This window comes from Citrobacter sp. SX206 (assembly GCF_024181025.1).
GTDB lineage: Bacteria > Pseudomonadota > Gammaproteobacteria > Enterobacterales > Enterobacteriaceae > Citrobacter > Citrobacter youngae.
The window spans coordinates 3,430,993-3,453,850 of record NZ_CP049738.1; the positions used below are offsets into that span (position 1 = coordinate 3,430,993).

Annotated in this window: 25 protein-coding genes and 1 other RNA gene; 12 read left to right on the top strand and 14 right to left on the bottom strand. The window is 51.5% G+C overall.

Features of this window, described 5'->3' with window-relative positions; genetic code table 11:
* Positions 1-64: 64 nt before the first annotated feature.
* Together apt and G8S19_RS16710 are read right to left on the bottom strand one after the other, a co-directional pair.
* Positions 65-616: an adenine phosphoribosyltransferase gene (gene apt, locus G8S19_RS16705; protein WP_005125198.1), complete on the bottom strand. Its 552-nt coding sequence runs from the start codon at positions 614-616 to the stop codon at positions 65-67.
* A 193-nt stretch (positions 617-809) separates the two neighbouring features.
* Positions 810-1,187, bottom strand: coding sequence for a DUF454 family protein (locus G8S19_RS16710; RefSeq protein ID WP_253685564.1), 378 nt, complete (start codon positions 1,185-1,187; stop codon positions 810-812).
* Between the two features lie 69 nt (positions 1,188-1,256).
* Here G8S19_RS16710 and priC point away from each other — a divergent pair, with 69 nt between their 5' ends.
* A complete protein-coding gene (priC, locus tag G8S19_RS16715; protein ID WP_253685566.1) occupies positions 1,257-1,784 on the top strand; it encodes a primosomal replication protein N'' in 528 nt (175 codons plus the stop codon).
* A 14-nt stretch (positions 1,785-1,798) separates the two neighbouring features.
* Positions 1,799-1,960, top strand: coding sequence for a pleiotropic regulatory protein RsmS (rsmS, locus tag G8S19_RS16720; protein ID WP_124021516.1), 162 nt, complete (start codon positions 1,799-1,801; stop codon positions 1,958-1,960).
* Between the two features lie 75 nt (positions 1,961-2,035).
* Here the strand turns inward: rsmS and mscK are convergent, their stop codons facing one another.
* Positions 2,036-5,401 carry a mechanosensitive channel MscK gene (gene mscK, locus G8S19_RS16725; protein ID WP_101741782.1) on the bottom strand — a complete coding sequence of 1,122 codons (3,366 nt, stop codon included), beginning with the start codon at positions 5,399-5,401 and terminating at the stop codon, positions 2,036-2,038.
* Positions 5,402-5,528: 127 nt separating this feature from the next.
* A complete protein-coding gene (gene acrR / locus G8S19_RS16730) occupies positions 5,529-6,179 on the bottom strand; it encodes a multidrug efflux transporter transcriptional repressor AcrR (protein WP_048212409.1) in 651 nt (216 codons plus the stop codon).
* Positions 6,180-6,320: 141 nt separating this feature from the next.
* On the opposite strand from acrR, the gene acrA reads away from it, so the two are divergent.
* The 6 genes from acrA to G8S19_RS16760 all read left to right on the top strand — a co-directional run bounded on the left by acrA (position 6,321) and on the right by G8S19_RS16760 (position 13,122).
* Positions 6,321-7,514, top strand: coding sequence for a multidrug efflux RND transporter periplasmic adaptor subunit AcrA (acrA, locus tag G8S19_RS16735; RefSeq protein WP_048212410.1), 1,194 nt, complete (start codon positions 6,321-6,323; stop codon positions 7,512-7,514).
* Between the two features lie 22 nt (positions 7,515-7,536).
* A complete protein-coding gene (acrB, locus tag G8S19_RS16740; RefSeq protein ID WP_048212411.1) occupies positions 7,537-10,686 on the top strand; it encodes an efflux RND transporter permease AcrB in 3,150 nt (1,049 codons plus the stop codon).
* A 488-nt stretch (positions 10,687-11,174) separates the two neighbouring features.
* Entirely contained in the window at positions 11,175-11,549 is a 375-nt protein-coding gene (tomB, locus tag G8S19_RS16745; RefSeq protein ID WP_003021733.1) for an Hha toxicity modulator TomB, read from the top strand.
* A gap of 27 nt (positions 11,550-11,576) precedes the next feature.
* On the top strand, positions 11,577-11,795 hold the full coding sequence (locus G8S19_RS16750; RefSeq protein WP_002892050.1) for an HHA domain-containing protein: 219 nt from the start codon (positions 11,577-11,579) through the stop codon (positions 11,793-11,795).
* Between the two features lie 188 nt (positions 11,796-11,983).
* Positions 11,984-12,535, top strand: a complete 552-nt coding sequence (gene maa / locus G8S19_RS16755) for a maltose O-acetyltransferase (protein ID WP_061067437.1) — start codon at positions 11,984-11,986, stop codon at positions 12,533-12,535.
* A gap of 116 nt (positions 12,536-12,651) precedes the next feature.
* Complete coding sequence (locus G8S19_RS16760; protein WP_040232692.1) at positions 12,652-13,122, top strand: YlaC family protein; 471 nt, start codon at positions 12,652-12,654, stop codon at positions 13,120-13,122.
* Positions 13,123-13,199: 77 nt separating this feature from the next.
* On the opposite strand, the gene ykgO is transcribed toward G8S19_RS16760, so the two are convergent.
* Positions 13,200-13,340 carry a type B 50S ribosomal protein L36 gene (gene ykgO / locus G8S19_RS16765; protein ID WP_005125190.1) on the bottom strand — a complete coding sequence of 47 codons (141 nt, stop codon included), beginning with the start codon at positions 13,338-13,340 and terminating at the stop codon, positions 13,200-13,202.
* 1 nt (position 13,341) lies between these two features.
* Positions 13,342-13,602, bottom strand: coding sequence for a type B 50S ribosomal protein L31 (locus tag G8S19_RS16770; protein WP_005125189.1), 261 nt, complete (start codon positions 13,600-13,602; stop codon positions 13,342-13,344).
* Between the two features lie 188 nt (positions 13,603-13,790).
* On the opposite strand from G8S19_RS16770, the gene G8S19_RS16775 reads away from it, so the two are divergent.
* The gene (locus G8S19_RS16775; RefSeq protein ID WP_253685568.1) at positions 13,791-15,344 is read left to right on the top strand and encodes an EAL domain-containing protein; all 1,554 of its coding nucleotides are present in this window, start codon (positions 13,791-13,793) and stop codon (positions 15,342-15,344) included.
* A 54-nt stretch (positions 15,345-15,398) separates the two neighbouring features.
* Here the strand turns inward: G8S19_RS16775 and G8S19_RS16780 are convergent, their stop codons facing one another.
* Positions 15,399-15,752 carry a DUF1428 domain-containing protein gene (locus G8S19_RS16780; protein WP_061067436.1) on the bottom strand — a complete coding sequence of 118 codons (354 nt, stop codon included), beginning with the start codon at positions 15,750-15,752 and terminating at the stop codon, positions 15,399-15,401.
* A gap of 82 nt (positions 15,753-15,834) precedes the next feature.
* A complete protein-coding gene (locus G8S19_RS16785) occupies positions 15,835-16,446 on the bottom strand; it encodes a YitT family protein (protein ID WP_121584303.1) in 612 nt (203 codons plus the stop codon).
* Positions 16,447-16,532: 86 nt separating this feature from the next.
* On the opposite strand from G8S19_RS16785, the gene G8S19_RS16790 reads away from it, so the two are divergent.
* Positions 16,533-17,960, top strand: a complete 1,428-nt coding sequence (locus G8S19_RS16790) for a PLP-dependent aminotransferase family protein (RefSeq protein ID WP_061067434.1) — start codon at positions 16,533-16,535, stop codon at positions 17,958-17,960.
* 59 nt (positions 17,961-18,019) lie between these two features.
* On the opposite strand, the gene G8S19_RS16795 is transcribed toward G8S19_RS16790, so the two are convergent.
* From G8S19_RS16795 to ffs, 3 genes are all read right to left on the bottom strand, one after another.
* Complete coding sequence (locus G8S19_RS16795) at positions 18,020-18,238, bottom strand: hypothetical protein (RefSeq protein WP_005125184.1); 219 nt, start codon at positions 18,236-18,238, stop codon at positions 18,020-18,022.
* Positions 18,235-18,486 carry a hypothetical protein gene (locus G8S19_RS16800; RefSeq protein ID WP_048212417.1) on the bottom strand — a complete coding sequence of 84 codons (252 nt, stop codon included), beginning with the start codon at positions 18,484-18,486 and terminating at the stop codon, positions 18,235-18,237. Before G8S19_RS16800 ends, G8S19_RS16795 begins: the two co-directional genes overlap by 4 nt.
* 198 nt (positions 18,487-18,684) lie before the next feature.
* Positions 18,685-18,781: signal recognition particle sRNA small type (gene ffs, locus G8S19_RS16805), an RNA gene on the bottom strand.
* A gap of 84 nt (positions 18,782-18,865) precedes the next feature.
* Here ffs and G8S19_RS16810 point away from each other — a divergent pair.
* On the top strand, positions 18,866-19,255 hold the full coding sequence (locus G8S19_RS16810) for an MGMT family protein (protein WP_086523608.1): 390 nt from the start codon (positions 18,866-18,868) through the stop codon (positions 19,253-19,255).
* 31 nt (positions 19,256-19,286) lie between these two features.
* On the opposite strand, the gene G8S19_RS16815 is transcribed toward G8S19_RS16810, so the two are convergent.
* Positions 19,287-19,856 (bottom strand): YbaY family lipoprotein, encoded by a 570-nt coding sequence (locus G8S19_RS16815; protein WP_253685570.1) that lies wholly within the window; start codon positions 19,854-19,856, stop codon positions 19,287-19,289.
* Positions 19,857-20,068: 212 nt separating this feature from the next.
* Between G8S19_RS16815 and tesB the strand changes: the two genes are divergently transcribed.
* The gene (tesB, locus tag G8S19_RS16820; RefSeq protein WP_061067433.1) at positions 20,069-20,929 is read left to right on the top strand and encodes an acyl-CoA thioesterase II; all 861 of its coding nucleotides are present in this window, start codon (positions 20,069-20,071) and stop codon (positions 20,927-20,929) included.
* A 50-nt stretch (positions 20,930-20,979) separates the two neighbouring features.
* On the opposite strand, the gene amtB is transcribed toward tesB, so the two are convergent.
* Both amtB and glnK read right to left on the bottom strand, forming a co-directional pair.
* Complete coding sequence (gene amtB / locus G8S19_RS16825; RefSeq protein WP_048212419.1) at positions 20,980-22,266, bottom strand: ammonium transporter AmtB; 1,287 nt, start codon at positions 22,264-22,266, stop codon at positions 20,980-20,982.
* Positions 22,267-22,297: 31 nt separating this feature from the next.
* Positions 22,298-22,636 (bottom strand): P-II family nitrogen regulator, encoded by a 339-nt coding sequence (gene glnK, locus G8S19_RS16830; RefSeq protein ID WP_003021657.1) that lies wholly within the window; start codon positions 22,634-22,636, stop codon positions 22,298-22,300.
* Positions 22,637-22,858: the final 222 nt, after the last annotated feature.

The following is a 22,858-nucleotide window of genomic DNA, read 5'->3' on the forward strand; positions in this document are numbered from 1 at the left end:
ACCTCGCAGCAACGGCGAGGTTGTGTGTCTCGGTATTACTTCAACCGGGATAAGATAGCCCGACTTAGTGGCCCGGGAATGGAACCAGGCTATAACAGGTCAGCCCCTGTTTTTCCAGGCGCTGTTCGCCGCCCAGATCAAACAGGTTAATGATAAAGGCAGCATCGGTTACTTCGCCACCCAGACGGCGGATCAGCTTCACGGTCGCTTCAATCGTGCCGCCGGTTGCCAGCAGGTCGTCCACAACCAGGACTTTATCGCCCGGTTTGATGGCATCAACGTGAATTTCAAGCTGATCGGTGCCGTATTCCAGCTCATAGCTCTCAGCAATCACTTCACGCGGAAGCTTACGCGGTTTACGTACCGGAACAAAGCCGACGCCCAGACCCAACGCTACCGGCGCGCCAAACAGGAAGCCACGCGCTTCGGTGCCAACCACTTTAGTGATACCCGCATCTTTATAGCGTTCAACCAGCAATTCAATGCTAAGGGCGTAGGCTTTCGGATCTTCCAGTAAACTGGTGACATCACGGAAAAGAATGCCCGGTTTTGGGTAATCGTGGATGCTTTTGATGCTATTTTTGAGAAACTCAAGCTGCTGTGCAGTCGCGGTCATAAGTTTGTGCCTGATTGATACAGTATTACTTCACGGCGCACTATACACTTCATCCTCGACGTATCTTGAATGATTTTGTGTCTATATTAGGGCCAGGGTTACACTTGGTTAACCTTTGACCATCTGCGCCTGTGCTCGAAAACGGTCGAATTTACTGGCTGCGAGAGACAATTGCAACAGCGATTATTGCGCTTTACTGCTTTTGTTGTTTTTCATCAATCACCGGGATCCGCCACATAAAAACCAGTAAACAGGCGAGAATAACCAGCAGCAGGCCGCGTACCCACATCATATTGACCAGCCAGAGGGAAATAGCAAACGTCACCAGGATCAACAAAATCGCGCGCGGCTTCGCCCCAGGCGGCATTGCGCGGTATTTTTGCCAGTGACGCAGATACCCGCCGAACCACGAACGATACAGCAGCCAGTCGTGAAAGCGCGGCGATGAGCGGGCAAAACACCAGGCGGCCAGCAGGATAAATGGTGTCGTGGGCAGCAACGGCAATACAACGCCCAGCGTGCCTAACACTACCGCTATCCAGCCAATGATGATTAGAATAATGCGTTGCATAATATCAGTACTTAACACAGAGAATCGCTACTTTAGCATAACAGTTCTCATTTTCATCGGAGTGTTGTCGTGAAAACCGTCATGCTGCTACAGAGGCTTGAAAACCAGCTTAACCGCCTGCGGCAGCAGTGTGCTCCGTTGGCGCATCACGCCACGCTGAGCGCCCGCTTTGACAGGCATCTGTTTCACACTCTCAGCACGTTGCTGCAGGCCTGTCTGGATGAAGCTGAAGATAATCTCGCCGCCTTGCGCCGTGCAGTCGAACAGCAACAACTACCACAAATTAGCTGGCTGGCGGAACACCTTGCCTCACAGTTAGAGGCGATTTCGCGTGAAACCGCCAGTTGGTCGCTCCGCGAGTGGGACAGCGCATCTCCAGCCCTGGCGCGCTGGCAGCGCAAGCGGGTTCAACACCAGGAGTTTGAACGCCGACTGGTGGAAATGACGCGTGAACGCAAAGAGCGTCTGGCTCAGGCTACGGGTTTTGAAGAACAGCAAAAACTGCATCGTGAAGTAGAAGCATTCGAGGCGCGACTGGCTCGCTGCCGCCATGCTCTGGCAAGAATAGAAAACGTGCTGGCGCGTTTAACCCGTTAATCCCCGGAGAATTTATGTCATTAGAGAACGCCCCGGACGAGGTCAAACTGGCCGTCGATTTGATTGTTTTACTTGAGGAAAACCAGGTTGCACCTGAAACCGTACTGAAGGCGCTGGAGATTGTTAAACGGGATTACGAAAAGAAACAGCTCTCTTCTTCAAAAAACGCGCGATAGCTGAAATGCCTGATAGCGTTGCACTTATCAGGCCTACGAATGAATCGAAGCTCGCAGGCCTGATGATTTTTTCTACTAACCTACCGAAGGCGTCGGATCGTCACCTTTAATGATGTCACGCTTAACCTCGGTTACGCTGTCGCCCTTCGCGTTGTGCAGGTGCACTTCGAGCTGGTTAAAGGCAATATCAATGTCGTTTTCACGGCACAAACGATCGACCGCACGGTTAAGTTCATCAACCGTATGGCTACGATCGCGTAGTTCGCGCACGTATAAACGCAGCTCATGATCCAGCGTGCTGGCGCCGAAGGCGGTAAAGAACACCGCAGGCTCCGGATCGTGCATTACTTTCGGGTGTTCCATCGCCGCCTGCAGCAGCACTTTCTTCACTTTGTCCAGATCCGAACCATAGGCCACGCCAATGCGGATCACCAGACGCGTGGTCGTATCGGAGAGCGACCAGTTGATCAAACGCTCCGTCACGAATGCTTTGTTCGGGATGATCACCTCTTTGCGATCGAAGTCGGTAATGGTGGTAGCACGAATTCGGATCTTGCTGACCGTACCGGAGAACGTACCAATGGTAACCGTATCGCCAATACGCACCGGGCGTTCAAACAGAATAATCAGGCCGGAAACAAAGTTACCGAAAATTTCCTGCAAGCCAAAACCCAAACCAACCGACAGAGCGGCGGCCAGCCATTGCAGTTTATCCCACGAGACACCGAGCGATCCGAAGACCGTCATTGCGCCGATGGCGATGATCGCGTAGTTGAGGATCGTGGTGATCGCGTACGATGCCCCCTGACGCATCTTCAGTCGCGAGAGCACCAGCACTTCCAGCAGGCCGGGTAAGTTACGGATCAGCGCCCACGCGACCATTGAGGCAATAATCGCAAACAGCAGGCTGCCCATGGTGACGTCTTTCACCACTGCCGCACCCGCTTCGGTGCCGTTGTAATGCCAGAGCGTAATGCTGTCGAGATAGCTGAATACGGTGATCAAATCAGACCAAATGGCCCAGAACAGGACACCAAACAGGGCAACCATCACCAGCATAGTTATACGCAGCGTTTGCTGGTTTACCTGCTCCAGCGCGATGGTCGGTTCTTCCTGCGGTTCGGCACCTTCCGCTCCTTCTTTCACCAGGTTCTGACGACGCGCCAGCGCGCGACGCCAGGCGATACGGCGTGCCGCGACGCTCAACCCACGCAGCACGGTCTGGTACAGCAGGTTCCAGAGAATGACCAGATAAACCGTTTCAATCCAGCGTCCCGCCAGGCGCAGCGTGGTGTAGAAATAGCCGGTTGCCGTCAGCACCATTAATGCTATCGGGATAATCGACAGCACGGTAATCGTCACCAGACGCAGACCATGCGACTCTTTATCGCGCCAGCTTTCGCGGCACATTGGCCATACCAGGAAGGCGATCAGAAGCAGGTTGAGGAAAATGACCACCTGACCCAGCACATCGTCCATCAGGTTGAGCGGCGACAGCTCAGCAATAACCGACCAGAAGTTTAACGGTAACAGCGCGAGGCTGATGCGCACAATCTGGCGACGCCAGTGGCTGGTCTGTTTCGCAGGCATACCAAAATGACGAATCGCCACGCCATCTTTTTCCAGCACCTTCCAGCACAGACCAAACACCAGCCAGAAGACGGTCATCTTCTTGCTGAACGCCCACAGCAGGTCGCTGATATTCAACTGCATAGTCAACAGAATCAGACCTACCGCGAGGATAATCAGGCACGCCGGCAAGGCTCTGATGAGATCGATCAGAATCGCTTTTGGCGTGTTGAGCTGACTGTCATTACGCAGGTTACCCACCGCGGCGGCTAATTTCGCCTGGTACTCTTTCAACCATTTAAGACGCCAGCGGATGAGCCCGGCAATGAGCAGCAGCGGCAATCCCGCCAGAAACGCAATAAACACTGCGGGCCACGCTTTTTCCCAGTTCACCGTGATTTTCATCGACTTAAACTGGTCTTTAAGTGTTTGCGGGAAAGCTTTGATCCAGTCCCAGTCCATCGGACGGTTACTGTTAACCCAGAAAATCTGCTGCGTGAGGATCCCTTTCAGGTTTTTCGACACGCTCATTAACTGCTGCTGGTTAATTTGCAGATTAATCGCCATCATCAGCTGGTTGCCCAGTTGCTTATTGAGCTGATCCAACAGTTCACGACGCATATCCACAACCTGCAGTAAGGCATCATGGACTTCGCCGTTAACTTCGTTGCCGTGCCCTTCTTCCAGTTTGGCGACAAACGCATCATTCTGGAACAGCGCGTCGCGCTGCTGGTTGACTTCGAACTGCTCCAGACGCAAGTCGGCGATCCGGTTGGTCATATCGGCAAGTTCATCCGCCGACGGCAGTGTTTGTTGTTGCTGATACAGAATACGCGACAGCAGCAGACTGCCTTTCAGAACGGCGATCTGTTCTTTAATGTTGCGTTCGGATTGCAGCGCGCGGTCAAGCCAGTTTTTGACTTTGATATTTTGCTGCATCAGGCTGTTGCCGTTTTCGGTAGCGGCAATCAGACGCTGGCTGAGCTGATGGTTAACATCAAGCTCCTGCTTCACTAACGGATTGGACTGAATACGCTCGGCTTCATCCGGCGTGACTGCTTCCTGCGCCGTTTTTTCGGTTAACGTCAGTCGCTTGCTGTTCACCGCTTCCTGCAGGAGCTGGAGCTGATGCTCAAGGCGGTTACTGTTCGCCGTCACGTAATCTCGTTGTTTTTGCAAGGTATCCTGCAAAATCGTATTACCTTCGAGGCTCTTTCGCTGTTGGTCGATCTGCGCATTCAGCAGCGCCTGCTGCGCCTGTAACAGTACCTGCTGGCTGGGGCGTAAAGCACCTTCGCCTACATTAGTGCCATCAAGTCGGTTGCGGATTTGCTGCATCTGCTGCGACGCAGTGTACATCGCATTTTGTACGCGCTCTGGCTGGGTCTGGAGCGACACCAGTTGGCTGTTGTAGGCAGCAAGATCGTTTTGCGAGCTTTGCAGGTCATCAAGCACCTGCGCGACGCGTGACTCAAGCTGTCGTAAGGAAAGCGTGCTCAGCGTTTTTCGCGTTTCGTCGTCATTGTCGACATCGCTGAGCGAATTTAGCGCATCCGTCGCCTGACGCATTTTCTCCGGCGCCTGGGCCACTTTCTGGCGAAGCTGTACGGTCTCATCTTTCACGCGATCGATTTTATCCAGCGTGGCGATGGTATCGATGAGATCCTGTTGGACCAGCTTATCCTGCGCGGAGAGATCTTTTTGTTTACTCAGCGTGTCTAACTGGCTCTGGATATCCGCTTTCGTCGGCAGTTCACCACTCTGTTGCGCCCGCGCAAATGCAGATGACTGGCAGGATAGCAATAGAATGAAGAAAAGAATGCTAATAGCAATTACATGCTGTGAACGTTTATAGAGCTGCAACATAGTCATGAGAATGAATGTTTCTGAACCGGGAAAGTGACCGGAAATAGTCAAGCGGCAAGAATATCACGGCTGTGACCAGCAGAATAGCAGGAGGCAAAATGACCAGGAGAATTCCTGGTAAAGAAATGGTAAGTTAGCGAGTCTCCCCTGTCTGCAGGCGTAAGGTTGGACAAAGCAGGCACATCTCCAGCAACACCGCCACGTAGTGGCGAGCCTCATTTTTCAGATCAAATGATTCGGGGGCAAATAACCAGTTCTCCATGATTCCGGAAATATAGCTACGCATTAACACCGCAACACGACGTGTGTTCAGGTTTTCCGGCAGCATGTTGACATCCATACAGTGGCGTAACGTTTTTTCTATACGGTCATAGTTTTCCAGGCACAGGCTACGTTCGACTAACTGAACTGATGCTATTTCCCCGACAAATTCGCATTTGTGGAATATAATCTCCATCAATAAACGTCGGCGTTCTTCTGTTACGGTAGTTTCAAGAACGTAAATTAAAATTTCTCTTAATACTGATAGTGGATCGTCGGGGAATTTTGCCTGATACTCAGTTTCTAACTCATCAATGTTAGGTTTTGCTAGCTCCCAGATTTCACTGAATAAATCCGACTTATTTTTGAAATGCCAATAGATAGCACCGCGCGTTACACCAGCGGCTTTTGCGATCTCCGCAAGCGAGGTGGATGATACCCCTTGCTGCGAAAACAAACGCAGAGCAACATCCAGAATGTGCTGCCGTGTTTCCTGTGCTTGTTGTTTGGTTTTTCGTGCCATATGTCAGTGAATTTACAGGCGTTAGATTTACATACATTTGTGAATGTATGTACCATAGCACGACGATAATATAAACGCAGCAATGGGTTTATGGGCTTTAAGCCATTGATCAATTTGAAATCGGACACTCGAGGTTTACATATGAACAAAAACAGAGGGTTAACGCCTCTGGCAGTCGTTCTGATGCTCTCAGGCAGCTTAGCGCTAACAGGATGTGACGACAAACAGGCCCAACAAGGGGGCCAGCAGATGCCAGAAGTTGGAGTTGTGACGCTCAAAACTGAACCTCTACAGATCACAACTGAACTCCCAGGTCGCACCAGTGCGTTTCGCATTGCGGAAGTTCGCCCTCAGGTCAGCGGTATTATCCTGAAGCGTAACTTTACCGAAGGCGGCGACATTGAAGCAGGTGTGTCTCTCTATCAGATTGATCCTGCTACTTACCAGGCCGCGTACGAAAGTGCGAAAGGCGATCTGGCCAAAGCACAAGCAGCGGCAAATATCGCTCAGCTGACGGTTAAACGTTATCAGAAACTGTTAGGTACGAAGTACATCAGTCAACAGGACTACGATAGCGCGCAGGCAGATGCACAACAGGCGAACGCTGCTGTTGTCGCTGCGAAAGCCGCAGTAGAAACCGCACGTATCAACCTGGCCTATACCAAAGTCACGTCGCCAATCAGCGGCCGCATTGGTAAGTCATCTGTTACTGAAGGCGCACTGGTGCAAAACGGTCAGGCGACCGCACTGGCGACCGTTCAGCAGTTGGATCCCATCTATGTCGATGTGACGCAGTCAAGTAACGATTTCCTGCGCCTGAAACAAGAGTTGGCCAATGGCACGCTGAAGCAAGAGAACGGTAAAGCAAAAGTCGAACTGGTTACCAGCGACGGTATTAAATTCCCGCAGTCCGGTACGCTGGAGTTTTCGGATGTGACGGTTGATCAAACCACTGGGTCAATTACGTTACGCGCAATCTTCCCGAACCCGGATCACACCCTACTGCCGGGCATGTTCGTCCGTGCGCGTCTGGAAGAAGGGACAAACCCAACGGCGTTACTGGTTCCACAGCAAGGCGTTACCCGCACACCGCGTGGCGATGCCAGTGCATTAGTTATCGGTGCTGATGACAAAGTTGAAACGCGTCAAATTGTGGCAGCACAAGCAATTGGCGACAAATGGTTAGTCACTGAAGGACTTAAGCCAGGCGACCGTGTGATTGTAAGTGGGCTGCAGAAAGTTCGTCCTGGCGCTCAGGTTAAAGCGCAGGAAGTCACCGCGGATAATAACCAGCCAGCCGCAAGCGGTAGCCAGCCTGAACAGTCCAAGTCTTAACTTAAACAGGAGCCGTTAAGACATGCCTAATTTCTTTATCGATCGCCCCATATTTGCGTGGGTGATCGCCATTATCATCATGTTGGCAGGGGGGCTCGCGATCCTCAAATTGCCGGTAGCGCAATATCCTACTATTGCACCTCCGGCAGTGACGATCTCCGCGACCTACCCTGGCGCTGATGCCAAAACAGTACAGGATACTGTTACGCAGGTTATCGAACAGAATATGAACGGTATCGATAACCTGATGTACATGTCCTCAAACAGTGACTCAACCGGTACGGTTCAGATCACCCTGACTTTCCAGTCAGGTACTGATGCTGACATTGCGCAGGTTCAGGTGCAGAACAAACTGCAGCTGGCAATGCCGCTGCTGCCGCAGGAAGTACAACAACAGGGCGTGAGCGTCGAGAAATCGTCCAGTAGCTTCCTGATGGTTGTCGGCGTCATCAACACCAACGGCACCATGACGCAGGAGGATATTTCCGACTACGTGGGCGCCAACATGAAGGATGCGATCAGCCGTACTTCAGGTGTGGGCGACGTGCAGCTGTTCGGTTCCCAGTACGCGATGCGTATCTGGATGGATCCGAATAAACTGAACAACTTCCAACTGACGCCGGTTGATGTGATCAGCGCCATTAAAGCGCAGAACGCCCAGGTTGCAGCCGGTCAGTTAGGGGGTACGCCGCCGGTGAAAGGCCAGCAGCTTAACGCGTCGATCATCGCGCAAACCCGTCTGACCTCCGCAGATGAGTTCGGCAAAATTCTGCTGAAAGTGAACCAGGATGGCTCTCAGGTACGTCTGCGTGACGTCGCGAAAGTCGAACTGGGTGGCGAGAACTACGACATCATTGCGAAGTTCAACGGCAAACCTGCGTCTGGTCTGGGTATCAAGCTGGCGACAGGCGCTAACGCCCTCGACACCGCGAACGCTATCCGCGAAGAGCTGAAGAAGATGGAACCCTTCTTCCCGTCAGGCCTGAAGATCGTTTACCCGTATGACACTACGCCATTCGTGAAAATCTCTATTCACGAAGTAGTGAAAACGCTGGCGGAAGCAATCATCCTCGTATTCCTGGTCATGTATCTGTTCCTACAGAACTTCCGCGCGACGTTGATTCCGACTATCGCCGTGCCGGTGGTGCTATTGGGTACGTTTGCCGTCCTTGCGATTTTCGGCTTCTCGATAAACACGTTGACGATGTTCGGGATGGTGCTCGCCATCGGCCTGTTGGTGGATGACGCCATCGTTGTGGTCGAGAACGTTGAACGTGTCATGGCCGAAGAAGGGCTACCCCCGAAAGAAGCAACGCGTAAATCAATGGGCCAGATTCAGGGCGCATTGGTGGGTATCGCGATGGTACTGTCAGCGGTATTTATCCCAATGGCCTTCTTCGGGGGTTCTACCGGTGCGATTTACCGCCAGTTCTCCATCACCATTGTTTCCGCAATGGCGTTGTCTGTACTGGTGGCGTTGATTCTGACCCCTGCCCTGTGTGCAACAATGCTTAAACCGATTGCTAAAGGCGATCACGGTGAAGGCAAAACGGGCTTCTTCGGTTGGTTCAACCGCATGTTCGATAAGAGCACGCACCACTATACCGACAGCGTAGGCGGTATTCTGCGCAGCACCGGTCGTTATCTGGCGCTGTATCTGATCATCGTCGTGGGCATGGCCTATCTGTTCGTTCGTCTGCCAAGTTCGTTCTTGCCGGATGAAGACCAGGGGGTATTCCTGTCAATGGCTCAGCTGCCAGCAGGTGCAACGCAAGAGCGTACCCAGAAGGTGCTGGACGAAATGACGGATTACTATCTGACTAAAGAAAAAGCGAACGTTGAATCGGTGTTTGCCGTTAACGGTTTCGGTTTTGCGGGTCGTGGTCAGAACACCGGTATCGCGTTCGTCTCGTTGAAAGACTGGAGTGAACGTCCGGGCGAAGAGAACAAAGTTGAGGCCATTACTCAACGTGCGATGGGTGCATTCTCGCAGATTAAAGACGCCATGGTATTCGCCTTTAACCTGCCAGCAATCGTAGAACTTGGCACCGCGACGGGTTTCGACTTCCAGTTGATTGACCAGGCTGGTCTGGGCCATGAAAAATTGACTCAGGCGCGTAACCAACTGTTTGGTGAAGTCGCGAAACATCCAGATCTGTTGGTAGGCGTACGTCCTAACGGTCTGGAAGATACTCCGCAATTCAAGATCGATATCGATCAGGAAAAAGCGCAGGCTCTGGGTGTTTCCATTAGTGACATTAATACAACGCTGGGCGCTGCATGGGGCGGAAGCTACGTGAACGACTTCATCGACCGTGGTCGTGTGAAGAAAGTTTACGTCATGTCTGAAGCCAAATACCGTATGTTGCCGGAAGATATTGGAAACTGGTATGTCCGCGGTAGCGATGGACAAATGGTGCCGTTCTCTGCGTTCTCTTCCTCGCGTTGGGAATATGGTTCTCCGCGTCTGGAACGCTATAACGGTCTGCCTTCCATGGAAATCCTGGGCCAGGCCGCACCGGGTAAAAGTACCGGTGAAGCAATGGCAATGATGGAGCAACTGGCCAGCAAACTGCCATCCGGTATCGGCTATGACTGGACGGGCATGTCCTACCAGGAACGGCTGTCCGGTAACCAGGCACCTGCCCTGTATGCGATTTCACTGATCGTCGTCTTCCTGTGTCTGGCGGCATTGTACGAGAGCTGGTCAATTCCGTTCTCCGTTATGCTGGTCGTTCCACTGGGGGTTATCGGTGCGCTGCTGGCGGCAACATTCCGTGGTTTGACCAACGACGTTTACTTCCAGGTGGGCCTGCTCACAACCATTGGGTTGTCGGCGAAGAACGCGATATTGATCGTCGAATTCGCCAAAGACTTGATGGATAAAGAAGGTAAAGGCCTGGTAGAAGCGACGCTGGACGCAGTTCGTATGCGTTTACGTCCGATTCTGATGACATCGTTAGCCTTTATCCTCGGCGTAATGCCACTGGTTATCAGCTCCGGTGCGGGGAGTGGCGCGCAGAACGCCGTCGGTACTGGCGTAATGGGCGGGATGGTCACAGCAACCGTATTGGCTATCTTCTTTGTTCCGGTGTTCTTTGTGGTGGTCCGCCGCCGCTTTAGCCGCAAGAACGAAGATGTTGAACATAGCCACTCAGTTGAGCATCATTGATACACTCCTAAAGATAAGGCCGCGCAAGCGGCCTTTTTTCTGGAAAAAAATCATAAAAAGCGCTTATTGCGATTTCGTTTATTTTCTCTTGTTTAAATAAGCGATATAATCCTTGTGAGTCTAAAGGCTATTCTTAAAAAGCGTCATGAACCCTTATTTACTTAAATAAATATTAAGACTATTCCTAGTTTTCGTTCACAGAGTCGGTTGTCGCCTTTCGTTGCTAAACCTAAACAAGATAACGTGATGATTGGCCGAGAATAAAGAAGTTGTTCCATTTCGAATACCGGCATTTATCTGTTAAAATGTAAAAATGGGACTGCGTCATAATTTTGCATAATTGTAATTTTTCGTGATATGACGATGAAATCTTTTTTAGAGTAGATTATAGTTAAATCATCAGGAGTCACGGGCAAGTTCCAGGTCGTTTGTTGTATCCATCCCGAAAGGTGTTCGGTTAGTCTAAACCACTAAGAAGGGGATGCGTTATGGATGAATACTCACCGAAAAGACATGATATCGCGCAGCTTAAATTTCTCTGCGAAACCCTGTATCATGACTGTCTTGCAAACCTTGAACAAAGCAATCATGGTTGGGTAAATGACCCTACCTCTGCAACCAGCTTGCAGCTCAATGAACTGATAGAGCATATTGCAACCTTCGCACTTAATTATAAAATTAAGTACAATGAGGACAATAAGCTGATCGCGCAGATTGATGAATACCTGGATGACACTTTTATGTTGTTCAGTAGTTATGGTATTAATACGCAGGATCTACAGAAATGGCGGAAGTCAGGTAATCGACTGTTTCGCTGTTTTGTCAATGCCACCAGGGCTAATCCTGTCAGTTTGTCTTGTTAAAAATTATTACAATCATAGGTAAGAGTTATGTCCGATAAACCATTAACTAAAACAGATTATTTGATGCGCCTGCGACGCTGTCAAACAATTGACACGCTTGAACGTGTTATTGAGAAAAATAAATATGAATTGTCTGACAATGAACTGGCTGTATTTTACTCAGCCGCCGATCATCGTCTTGCTGAATTGACAATGAATAAGCTCTACGACAAGATCCCAACATCTGTTTGGAAATTTATTCGTTAATTGCTCATGAGGTTAAGTCAGGTATCGCGAAACATTTGTTTGTCTGGCTGACCATTTCCCGCACCAACTATCATTATTTAATTCAAATCACGTGATTGCGATCACAGTGAGAAAACGGGAACGTTCCCCTTCCCTGCATTGCGTTTTACTGTACTGTGACTGCCTATCAGCAAACGGGAAAGTTCGTAATGAGTGAAGATAAGAAAAAAATGATCGCCGGCGAATTGTATCGCCCGGCAGATGAAACGTTGCGCAACGACCGTCTCCGCGCACGCCTACTCATCCACCGATACAATGCCACCGCACCCGATGCGCAGAGTGAACGTCAGGCTATCCTGCGCGATCTGTTGGGGCAAAGCGAAGGCGCTTACATTGAGCCCTCTTTTCGTTGCGACTACGGGTATAACATTTATCTCGGCAACGCGTTTTACGCCAACTTCGACTGCGTCATGCTTGATGTCTGCCCAATCCACATCGGTGATAACTGTATGTTGGCACCGGGAGTCCATATCTATACGGCAACTCATCCACTGGACGCTAACGAACGCAATAGCGGGGTTGAACTAGGGAAACCTGTAACCATCGGGAATAATGTCTGGATCGGTGGTCGCGCAGTCATAAATCCGGGGGTAACACTGGGCGACAATGTGGTTGTGGCGTCAGGCGCAGTGGTGACGAAAAGCGTTCCGGCAAACACCGTCGTCGGAGGCAATCCGGCACGGATCATCAAAACACTGTGATCTGATATGTAACTGTTATGCTAAATTGTGGTTAATCTGTTACTTTTCTCAGACAGTATCCCCTTTTAAAATGGGCTGATCCCTCCTGACTATTGCAGACTTCACGAAGGCAAGAGATGACAGAAATACAACGCCTGCTTACCGAAACCATCGACGACTTAAATATTCGCGAAAAGCGCGACAACAAACCGCGCTTTAGCATCAGCTTTATTCGTAAACATCCAGGGCTATTTATCGGCATGTATGTTGCGTTTTTTGCCACACTGGCGGTTATGCTGCAATCAGAAACGCTGGTCGATTCGGTATGGCTGTTGGTTGTACTGTTCGCCTTACTCAACGCCTTTTTCTTTTTTGACGTTGCGCCACGTTACCGCTTTGAAGACATTGACGTACTGGATTTCAGAGTCTGCTATAACGGTGAATGGTACAACACACGCTTTGTGCCACCCTCGCTGATCGACACTATTCTGCACTCTCCCCAAGTCGACAGTGAGCATAAGGCTCAACTGCAAAAAATGATAACGCGGAAAGGCGAACTGTCATTTTATGATGTCTTCACACTAACCCGCGCGCAGGCTAGTCAGTAATCACGCCCAGTCACAAACAAAAAAAGTGCGTCCCACGAGGGGAACGCACTTCAGTCCCTGTAATGCTGGCGAAGTGACTAACGTCTTTTTTTACGGCCCTGTACCGCTTTAAACCGCGGATTCGTTTTGCAGATGACGTACAAACGCCCTTTGCGTTTGACTATCTGGCAGTCAGGGTGCCGCTGCTTTGCGCTGCGAAGTGAATTGAGTACCTGCATCTTAACCTCGCTTAGTGCCAATGAAGTGGCCGAAACGTTTCTGGAAACGAGCCGCGCTGCCTTCATTATCGAAGGTTTTCTGTTTACCGGTATAGTACGGATGTGACTTAGACGAGATATCAAGCGTTACGTACGGGTACATTTGGCCCTCGAACTCAATCTCTCGTTCGGTTTTAATCGTCGAACCGACCTTAAAGTATTCATTGGCACTGGTATCGTGAAACACCACTGGGCGATAAAAAGGGTGGATATCCGGTTTCATGGCAACCTCAATTTGTTACGTTATAACATACCCAACAAAATACACCACTCTTGTACGAATCACAACCCGATTTACGTTGTGGGTTACTAAACGGGATGATAAGTGGCCGTAAATATATGATGCCAATCGAATAGCTTTTTCGGCTTTCAGATATACTTTCCCTATGCTGTGTAAATAAGGATATCACCGTGACAACACGACATCTGATTGGCCTGGTGACGGGAATACTGGTTCTGTCCATCCTCGTACCGGTGTGTTTAAGCCTGTGGCTGGCACATCGTCAGGTCGAAACGAAATTTATCGATGAACTTGATTCATTTTCTACCCGCGTCGCTTTGCGTACAGAACGCGTCGGCGAGCAGGCCAAAAAAGCGCTACGCAAAATAGAAGCCTTCCAGGGTGTGCCCTGCTCAGAGGAACATTTGCTGGAAATGCGCCGGTTGTCATACAGCTACCGTTATATTCAGGAAGTGATGTACCTCAAAGGCAATGTTCCACAATGTTCCTCCCTTGAGAAAAGGAGCCTGGCTGCTGCGTTTCCGCCACCAATGAAAATGACACCTGATGGCTATCGCGCCTGGTTAACTTCGCAAAACGACCTCGGAATACAACGTTTTATGGCGGCGCTCGGCAGCGAACATTATGTCGTGATGATCGATCCGGGATCGTTCATTGATGTCATTCCATTTGGTTCATGGCCTATCGAAGTCGCCATTGTGGGTACAGTAAGCAACGTCGTGGTGGCCAGTAGTGCCGATCTCCCTTCAGACGTGTTACATCATCTGCAAAAAGACCGTTCTATCAGCCATTTTCAAAAAGAGGGCAGTATTTATAATTCTCGCCCTTTCCCCGAACTGGGCATCACTATCGTAAGCTGGGCGTCGACATTACCTTTGCAAAAATCCTGGCACCGACAGGCGCTGATCTGGCTCCCGGCAGGGCTCATTATTGGCCTGCTCGCCGCCCTCTTTATCCTGCGTATTTTGCGCCGCTTGCAGTCCCCCCATCACCAATTGCAAGATGCCATTCAGAACCGGGCTATCAAGGTCCATTACCAGCCCATTATTTCGCTCAAAACAGGAAAGGTCGTGGGTGCGGAAGCACTGGCCCGCTGGCGACAAGCTGACGGTAGCTATCTCTCACCCGATATTTTTATCCCGCTGGCCGAAGAAACCGGCCTGACAGAACCACTCACACGTTTGATTATTGAAAACGTCTTCGAGGATCTAGGTAAATGGCTGCATCAACATCCTCAACAGCATATATCACTCAACCTTGAGTCGGCCGATTTGAAGTCCGAAACGCTTCCGGCGCTGCTAAGCCGCATGATTAACCACTGGCAACTAAAGCCCGCACAAATTGCCCTGGAGCTGACTGAACGCGAATTTGCCGACCCGAAAAACAGCGCGCCGTTTATTGCTAAATACCGTCAGGCGGGTCACTCAATCTATATTGATGACTTTGGTACCGGTTATTCCAGTCTGAGCTATTTGCAGGATCTGGATGTAGACATCCTGAAGATAGACAAATCGTTCGTCGATGCGCTGGAATACAATAACGTCACGCCACATATTATCGAGATAGCCAAAACGCTGAAGCTGGAAATGGTGGCAGAAGGCATCGAGACCGAGAACCAGGAAAGCTGGCTACGTCAACATGGCGTGCAGTATGGTCAGGGCTGGTTGTACAGCAAAGCACTGCCAAAGGCGGAATTTATTCTGTGGGCGGAAAAACGACTTTAGCATGGCACTGGCGTGTATTGAGATGGCTGGCGGCACGCCGCACAGCCAGTCATGTCACTCTTCCATAATGGGCGAGAATCCGCCGTAGATCATTCGCTTGCCATCAAATGGCATAGATTCACCAAACTCCTTCATACGGGGATCGGACATCATCTTCTGGTTCGCCGCATCGCGGACTTCTTTGGAAGGGTATTCAATCCAGCTGAATACCACTTCTTCATGATCCTGCGCTTTCACCGCCATACGAAAATCGGTCAACTTACCGTCGGGAACATCATCAGCCCAACACTCCACAACGCGCAGTGCACCGAATTCCTTGAAAAGCGGCGCAGCCTTTGCCGCCATCGCGATATATGCCTCCTTGTTTTCGGCAGGAACGGCAACAACAAAACCATCAACATACTTCATCAGATAAACCTCCGAAGTGTACTGCGCGGCAAGCCGATTCCAGCCGCGTCAGTCGAGGTTAAGTTTAGTCGTCAGCAGGCAATCACGCCGTAGGCTCATTCCGAACACAAATACGTGACTGCGGCAGATGACGAAACCACGGCAGGCAAATCTGAATTAACGGTCCAATAGCTAACGCATACAGTACCGTTCCAACACCCACGGTTCCGCCAAGAAGCCAACCGCTGAGCAAAACCGACACCTCGATTGCGGTCCGGATAGTCCGTACAGACCAACCAGTACGCGCATGAATGCCGGTCATCAAGCCGTCACGTGGGCCCGCACCAAAACCGGCGCCAATGTACAGACTGGTGGCTAACGCGTTCAGGATCACCGCCGCAACCAGCAGTCCACTGCGCGTCAGTAGCGATTCGAATCCTGGGATCACCACCAGCGCGGCATCTGCCGCCAAACCAATCATAATGACATTGCTGAGAGTGCCAAATCCGGGGCGCTGGCGTAGCGGTATCCATGCCAGCAGTACCAATACACCCACGGCGATGATCACCAGGCCGATATTCATCGATAATAGATTTGCCACGCCCAGATGAAATACGTTCCACGGATCAGCCCCTAAATCTGCACGGACAAACATCGCCGTCGAAACGCCGTACAGCGCCAGTCCAACATACAGCTGAAGTAAACGACGCAGCATAATTTTCTCCTCGCCTCTCAGATAGCTTTCATCTTCACCGCAATTGGCACTATGATTAATGTCCAGTTTTCAAAAAGTGGACTGCTATGTCATCTCGCCGTTACGGAAGTCAATCTTTGCAGCGCCTGCTAGGGCACTGGCAGGAAAGCCCCTCGCGAACGCCTATCTGGCGACAACTGGCGGAAGCGTTACGTCTGCTGATCCTGGATGGTCGACTGGCACTGGATAGTCGCTTGCCCGGCGAACGCGAGCTCGCTGCCGTTCTGGAAGTGAGCCGAACCACCGTCGCCAGCGCCATGGCGCAACTGCGTGAAGAGGGATATCTGGAAAGCCGTCATGGGAGCGGCTCACGGGTGATCCTGCCGGAACACATTCGTCATGTGCCTACGCGAACCAGTACCGGCACAGCGTTGGATTTGTCCACAGCGGCCCTCAGCGCCGGGCCAGAAATTCATCAGGCTTACCAACAAGCGTTATTTGCGATGCCGCAGCATTTGCTGAGCTCCGGGTATCTGCCGCAGGGACTGGCGGTTTTGCGTGAATCCATCGCCCGGCATTATTGCGAACGTGGATTACCCACACAGTCGGATGAAATAATGGTCGTGAACGGCGCGGTCAGCGGCCTGGCGTTGATCCTGCGTTTACTCACCGGTCCCGGCGATCGCGTAGTGGTCGATCACCCCACGTATCCGCTGGCGATTGCAGCAATACAAGGGGCATCATGTCGCCCCGTCGGCGTTTCGCTGCCTGAGCACGGTTGGGATACAGCGGGTCTGGTTGCCACCCTCGCGCAAACAGCCCCGAGAATGGCCTATCTGATGCCGGACTTTCACAACCCGACCGGACGCTGTATGGACGCCGAAACTCGCCAGGTTGTGGCGGATATTGCGGAAAGAACCTGCACCACGCTGGTGGTCGATGAGACCATGGTGAACCTGTGGTATGACGCCCCGCCTCCGCCTCCACTTGCTGCATTCAATCGCGATGCGCCGGTGATCCTGCTGGGATCGGCAGGGAAAAGCTTCTGGGGAGGTCTGCGTCTGGGATGGATTCGGGCCTCGTCACGTACTATTGCCGCGCTGGTACAGACTCGCGACACATTTGATTTAGGATCACCAGTGCTTGAACAGCTTGCCACGGGTTGGTTGCTGGACAATGCGGCCGATTTTCTTCCCGACAGACGGCAATTGCTCACCACCCGGCGCGATCTGTGCCATGACCTGATGAAGACACATTTCCCGGAGTGGCAGTTTACTCAACCACAGGGGGGACTCTCTTTCTGGGTTGAATTACCCGATACGCTGGCAACGCTCTTTGCCACCCGTGCCGAAAGTGCAGGTATTCAGTTGGGTACCGGGACGCGCTTCGGCCTGGATGGCGCATTCGATCGCTTTTTGCGTATGCCCTTTGCTCTGCCCGATGACACAATGCGCTCGGCTTTCCGGACGTTGCAACCCATTTGGGATAATCTGCGTTTACAGGCAAGTCACGGGAAAATGCGCAAAATAATCTAAGCGACGAGTCAAAAGGCTCGTCCTGGAATACCGTGATGGACGAGGATGTCTGGGCATTATTACCGCTGAGGAGGAACCGGGAACCCCTTCAGGGAAATCACAAAATTCTCGCCGTCTTTCTTAATTTTCGCCCCGGCATCGCACCAGTCAGAAGCAATACGGAAAAACTCATCGCTACCGACATTCCAGCTCAGACGAACATGTTTCACATAACCGGAACGTAGCAATTCACAGGCTTCGCCATAATTACAGGCGGTTGAGAGCGGTTGTTGTTTCATTTTTTCTTCTTCAGTAATCTGCGCAATGCTTTGATTTCTTTAGGAGTCAGTGCTTCAACCACGGATTCTTCCGTATGCTGGCTATCAATATCATCAGCGGAGACTCCCGCCTCTTCAATGGCGGAAAACGCGATAAGTAGCAATTTTTCCGTCGAGATACTTAGGTTCTCATTATTCACTTCAGCGTAGTGACGCAGCTTTTCTTTTAGCGCCTCATCAATTTTGACATTCAATACAGCGGTCGACATCGTAGAAAATCCTTGTGGTCAGCCAAAACACACCGGATGTAAGACCATGTCGTTACAGCGCGATGGCAGCGGCAAAAGCATCAAATAACATCCCCGAAACACATTGACAGCATTTGATGACAATAAAATGACAATACGATGACAAAAAAAAGAAGATGAGAAGAATTGAGATTGCCGGACGGCAGAATTGGGTGGGGGCCCTGCCAGCTACATCCCGGCACACACGTCATCTGCCCTGGCTGCTTCCTTCCGGACCTGACCTGGTGAACAGAGTAGCGTTGCGGGAGAACCAACAGAGCCCCCATTGAGAGCGTTGTCAACCAACGCGCAGGCGCATTATCACTGCTGCACCCGGTAATTGCAACCCATCCAGCACCGGATGCTGTTTTCTTGTGCAATGAAGCTTCACTACCTCGTCATTCGGGATTATGCTGGAGGATTAGCGCAGGAAAAAACGATGGATATACAAGACTCTTTCCCTCAACGCGTCTGGCAAATCGTTGCCTCAATCCCCGAAGGATTCGTCACCACCTATGGCGATGTCGCCAGGCTTGCTGGCTCACCGCGTGCTGCTCGCCAGGTAGGCGGCGTGCTTAAGCGTCTCCCCGAAGGCAGCACTTTGCCCTGGCATCGGGTGGTTAATCGTCATGGTGCCATTTCGCTTACAGGTCCAGACCTACAACGACAGCGTCAGGCGTTGCTGGCGGAAGGTATTGTGGTTTCAGGGAGTGGACAAATCGATTTACAGCGCTATCGCTGGGTGTACTAACCCCCTCCGGATGGAGAGGGTTAGAATGCCCTTAGTACTGTGTCGGGGCAGGAACGGCGGAAGACGGATTCACCTGTGTGGGTGACGTTGACGGTACCGTTGTCGCGGCACCACCACTCGCCTGTACTGGAACAGCCGTCTGCTGGACCGGGACCAGGGTCAGGTCGGCGTTAGTCCCCCCCTGATTGATCACCGTCTGGACGGTATCAGTAATAAAGACCAGTTTATCATTCACCGTAATCGCCGCACTCAGCAGAATACGGGCGTTCGGCTGAATATCTGCCGGGTTAAACGGGAGTACGAAGCTGAATGGTGCTTGTTTACCCCCGGTACGTACAACTTTTTGCGACAGCACTTTTGACGGTGCATCGGCAAGCGATGCATCTGACAGTGTTACGGTCAGCACGGCATCCGGCGGTAAGGCAACTTTCTGGCGGATCCATACCGTACCAGACACATTCGGCTGTTGAATTTTTGACTGTGTGTCAGCAATTGACGTATTAGGGCTTGGCGCAGGTGTCTGAATATCCGCGCTTTTATCAGCACAGGCCGCCAGAGCGACCGCAACCGCTAAACCACTTACCATGTGCACGAGTTTCATTAAATTCTCCTTATCATCTATGCACCAGCGAGAACCTTCCTCGCCAGAAGAGTGGTTAACAAAAACATAACGTGACTAAGTGTGGCACAAGACAGCTGGTTTTGCCTGTAATCGGCCAGTAATTCAGACAATTGCACCCATCGGACCACTTTCAAAATTGCGTTATACTCTGCCTACCTCGCTGCGAGAACGCTATTACCTGGAGAGCACGTATGAGTCTGGCACTGAAAAATTTGCTGACATTGTTAAATCTGGAAAAAATTGAAGAAGGACTCTTTCGGGGCCAAAGTGAAGACTTAGGGTTACGTCAGGTTTTTGGGGGGCAGGTTGTCGGTCAGGCGCTGTATGCCGCAAAAGAAACCGTACCGGAAGAGCGCCTGGTGCACTCCTTTCACAGCTACTTTTTACGTCCGGGCGATAGCCAAAAGCCCATCATCTATGATGTCGAAGTGCTGCGTGATGGTAACAGCTTCAGCGCCCGCCGCGTTGCCGCGATCCAGAATGGGAAACCCATTTTTTATATGACTGCCTCTTTCCAGGCACCAGAAGATGGGTTTGAGCATCAAAAAGAGATGCCGGCAGCGCCTGGCCCTGAAGAGCTTAAATCAGAAACTGAGATCGCCCGTTCGGTCGCTCACCTGCTGCCGCCGCTGTTGAAAGAAAAATTTATCAACGACCGCCCGCTGGAAGTACGTCCGGTTGAATTTCATAACCCGTTAAAAGGTCACGTTGCCAACCCGACTCGCCAGGTGTGGATCCGCGCTAACGGCACGCTGCAGGACGATCTACGCGTCCATCAGTATCTGCTGGGTTATGCTTCAGACCTGAACTTCCTGCCCGTTGCTTTACAACCGTATGGCATTGGTTTTCTGGAAAAAGGGATTCAGATCGCCACCATTGACCACTCCATGTGGTTCCATCGTCCGTTTAATATCAATGAGTGGTTGTTGTATAACGTCGAGAGTACTTCGGCCTCCGGTGCCCGGGGCTTTGTTCGCGGGGAGTTTTATACGCAGGACGGCGTGCTGGTTGCTTCTACCGTGCAGGAAGGGGTAATGCGTAATCGTAATTGAGAATTACCGGATGGTGACGCAAAAGCGTTGCCATCCGGCAGATTGAAACATCAGGCGTTGTAAGCATTCTCGCCGTGGCTGTTCACATCCAGACCTTCGCGCTCCTGCTCTTCCGGTACACGCAGCCCCACCGTCATGTCCGCCAGCTTATAGCCAATGAAAGCCACCACACCGGACCAGACAATGGTGATCGCCACGCTTTCCAGTTGTACCAGCAACTGATGCCCCATGGTAACGCCTTCGGCAAAGCCTACGCCGCCCAGAGAGCTGGCCGCGAAAACGCCGGTCAGGATGCAGCCGACAATGCCGCACACACCGTGAACACCGAAGACATCACACGGGTCATCAACGCGCAGAAAGCGCTTCAGCATGGTTACGCCCCACAGGCCAGCCAGCCCCGCAGCGACACCGATAATCAGCGCGCCGCCGACACCGATATAGCCACAGGCAGGTGTCACGCCTACCAGACCGGCAATGGCGCCAGAACACGCGCCCAGCAGGGACGGTTTGCCACGCAGCGCCCATTCACCGAAGATCCAGCCGAGAATGGCGGCCGCGGTTGCAACAACGGTATTGACGAAGGCCAGCGCAGCAATTTCATTCGCCATACCCGCGGAGCCAGCGTTAAAGCCAAACCAACCGATATAGAGAATAGCCGTGCCGGTAAAGACCATTGGCAGGTTATGTGGCTTAAACGCTTCTTTGCCAAAACCGACGCGTTTACCAATCAGATAAGCCCCAACCAGGCCGGCAATCGCAGCGTTGATATGTACTACCGTACCGCCAGCAAAATCCAGCGCACCGTGAGTAGCCAGCAAACCGCCGCCCCAGACCATGTGTGCAATAGGGATGTAGGACAGCGTCAGCCACACCACCACAAAAATCAGCACCGCAGAGAACCGAATGCGCTCAGCCAGTGCACCGACAATAAGCCCAACGGTAATGCAAGCGAAAGACCCCTGAAAAGCAACATGAATGTACTGGTAGAAGCTCCCCGTGACCGCCGTCAGTGCAATATTCTTCAGCATGACCCAGTTGAAGTTACCGAAGAAATTATTTCCTTCGCCAAAGGCCAGTGAGTAGCCATAAACCACCCATAAAATACAAACCAGAGCGAATGTCACCGTCACCTGGGTCAGCATCGACAACACGTTCTTACCGCGAATCAAACCGCCATAGAACAGCGCAATGCCTGGGATGGTCATAAACAGCACCAGCGCGGTACAGATCATCATAAAAGCGTTATCTGCTTTATCCGCAACCGCCGGTGCCGCCATCGCCAGACCCGGCAGCAGCGCCAGTGAAGCAATACCCGTTTTCATCGTCGCTATCTTCATTTTTTGGTTTCCTATCACTGTGTGCCAGACGTTACAGTGCGGCTTCGTCGGCTTCGCCGGTACGAATACGAATCACGCGTTGCAGCTCGGCGACGAAAATTTTGCCGTCGCCAATTTTTCCGGTGTAGGCGGCCTTACTGATGACATCAATTACGCCATCCAGTTGGTCATCAGCAATTGCCACATCAATCTTCACTTTGGGTAAGAAGTTGACGCTGTATTCAGCTCCCCGGTACAACTCGGCATGACCTTTTTGTCGGCCAAACCCCTTCACTTCGGTGACGGTCAGCCCCTGAATACCAATAGACGACAATGCTTCACGGACGTCTTCCAGTTTGAACGGTTTGATTACCACGGTAACCAGCTTCATAGATCCCCTCCAGTCAGAATTCAGTAGTGGCTGCAGATACACCAAATGAATATTGCAAGGGATGTGCCAGGAATGAAAAACGCGGGATGATTCAGCCGCACGGGGTACGGCCAGGAGAGAAAAAGAAAAAATGCACTATAACGGTGCATAGTGCGTTACATTTTTGCACCAGATTGTTGATTGCCGGATGGCGGCGAAAACGCTTTCTCAGGCCTACAAAAC

Coding starts and splice junctions, on each gene's coding strand:
- apt (WP_005125198.1), bottom strand. CDS start 616: ATGACCGCGACTGCACAGCAGCTTGAGTTTCTCAAAAATAGCATCAAA.
- G8S19_RS16710 (WP_253685564.1), bottom strand. CDS start 1,187: ATGCAACGCATTATTCTAATCATCATTGGCTGGATAGCGGTAGTGTTA.
- rsmS (WP_124021516.1), top strand. CDS start 1,799: ATGTCATTAGAGAACGCCCCGGACGAGGTCAAACTGGCCGTCGATTTG.
- mscK (WP_101741782.1), bottom strand. CDS start 5,401: ATGACTATGTTGCAGCTCTATAAACGTTCACAGCATGTAATTGCTATT.
- acrR (WP_048212409.1), bottom strand. CDS start 6,179: ATGGCACGAAAAACCAAACAACAAGCACAGGAAACACGGCAGCACATT.
- acrA (WP_048212410.1), top strand. CDS start 6,321: ATGAACAAAAACAGAGGGTTAACGCCTCTGGCAGTCGTTCTGATGCTC.
- acrB (WP_048212411.1), top strand. CDS start 7,537: ATGCCTAATTTCTTTATCGATCGCCCCATATTTGCGTGGGTGATCGCC.
- tomB (WP_003021733.1), top strand. CDS start 11,175: ATGGATGAATACTCACCGAAAAGACATGATATCGCGCAGCTTAAATTT.
- G8S19_RS16750 (WP_002892050.1), top strand. CDS start 11,577: ATGTCCGATAAACCATTAACTAAAACAGATTATTTGATGCGCCTGCGA.
- maa (WP_061067437.1), top strand. CDS start 11,984: ATGAGTGAAGATAAGAAAAAAATGATCGCCGGCGAATTGTATCGCCCG.
- G8S19_RS16760 (WP_040232692.1), top strand. CDS start 12,652: ATGACAGAAATACAACGCCTGCTTACCGAAACCATCGACGACTTAAAT.
- ykgO (WP_005125190.1), bottom strand. CDS start 13,340: ATGCAGGTACTCAATTCACTTCGCAGCGCAAAGCAGCGGCACCCTGAC.
- G8S19_RS16770 (WP_005125189.1), bottom strand. CDS start 13,602: ATGAAACCGGATATCCACCCTTTTTATCGCCCAGTGGTGTTTCACGAT.
- G8S19_RS16780 (WP_061067436.1), bottom strand. CDS start 15,752: ATGAAGTATGTTGATGGTTTTGTTGTTGCCGTTCCTGCCGAAAACAAG.
- G8S19_RS16785 (WP_121584303.1), bottom strand. CDS start 16,446: ATGCTGCGTCGTTTACTTCAGCTGTATGTTGGACTGGCGCTGTACGGC.
- G8S19_RS16790 (WP_061067434.1), top strand. CDS start 16,533: ATGTCATCTCGCCGTTACGGAAGTCAATCTTTGCAGCGCCTGCTAGGG.
- G8S19_RS16795 (WP_005125184.1), bottom strand. CDS start 18,238: ATGAAACAACAACCGCTCTCAACCGCCTGTAATTATGGCGAAGCCTGT.
- G8S19_RS16800 (WP_048212417.1), bottom strand. CDS start 18,486: ATGTCGACCGCTGTATTGAATGTCAAAATTGATGAGGCGCTAAAAGAA.
- G8S19_RS16810 (WP_086523608.1), top strand. CDS start 18,866: ATGCTGTTTTCTTGTGCAATGAAGCTTCACTACCTCGTCATTCGGGAT.
- G8S19_RS16815 (WP_253685570.1), bottom strand. CDS start 19,856: ATGAAACTCGTGCACATGGTAAGTGGTTTAGCGGTTGCGGTCGCTCTG.
- tesB (WP_061067433.1), top strand. CDS start 20,069: ATGAGTCTGGCACTGAAAAATTTGCTGACATTGTTAAATCTGGAAAAA.
- amtB (WP_048212419.1), bottom strand. CDS start 22,266: ATGAAGATAGCGACGATGAAAACGGGTATTGCTTCACTGGCGCTGCTG.
- glnK (WP_003021657.1), bottom strand. CDS start 22,636: ATGAAGCTGGTTACCGTGGTAATCAAACCGTTCAAACTGGAAGACGTC.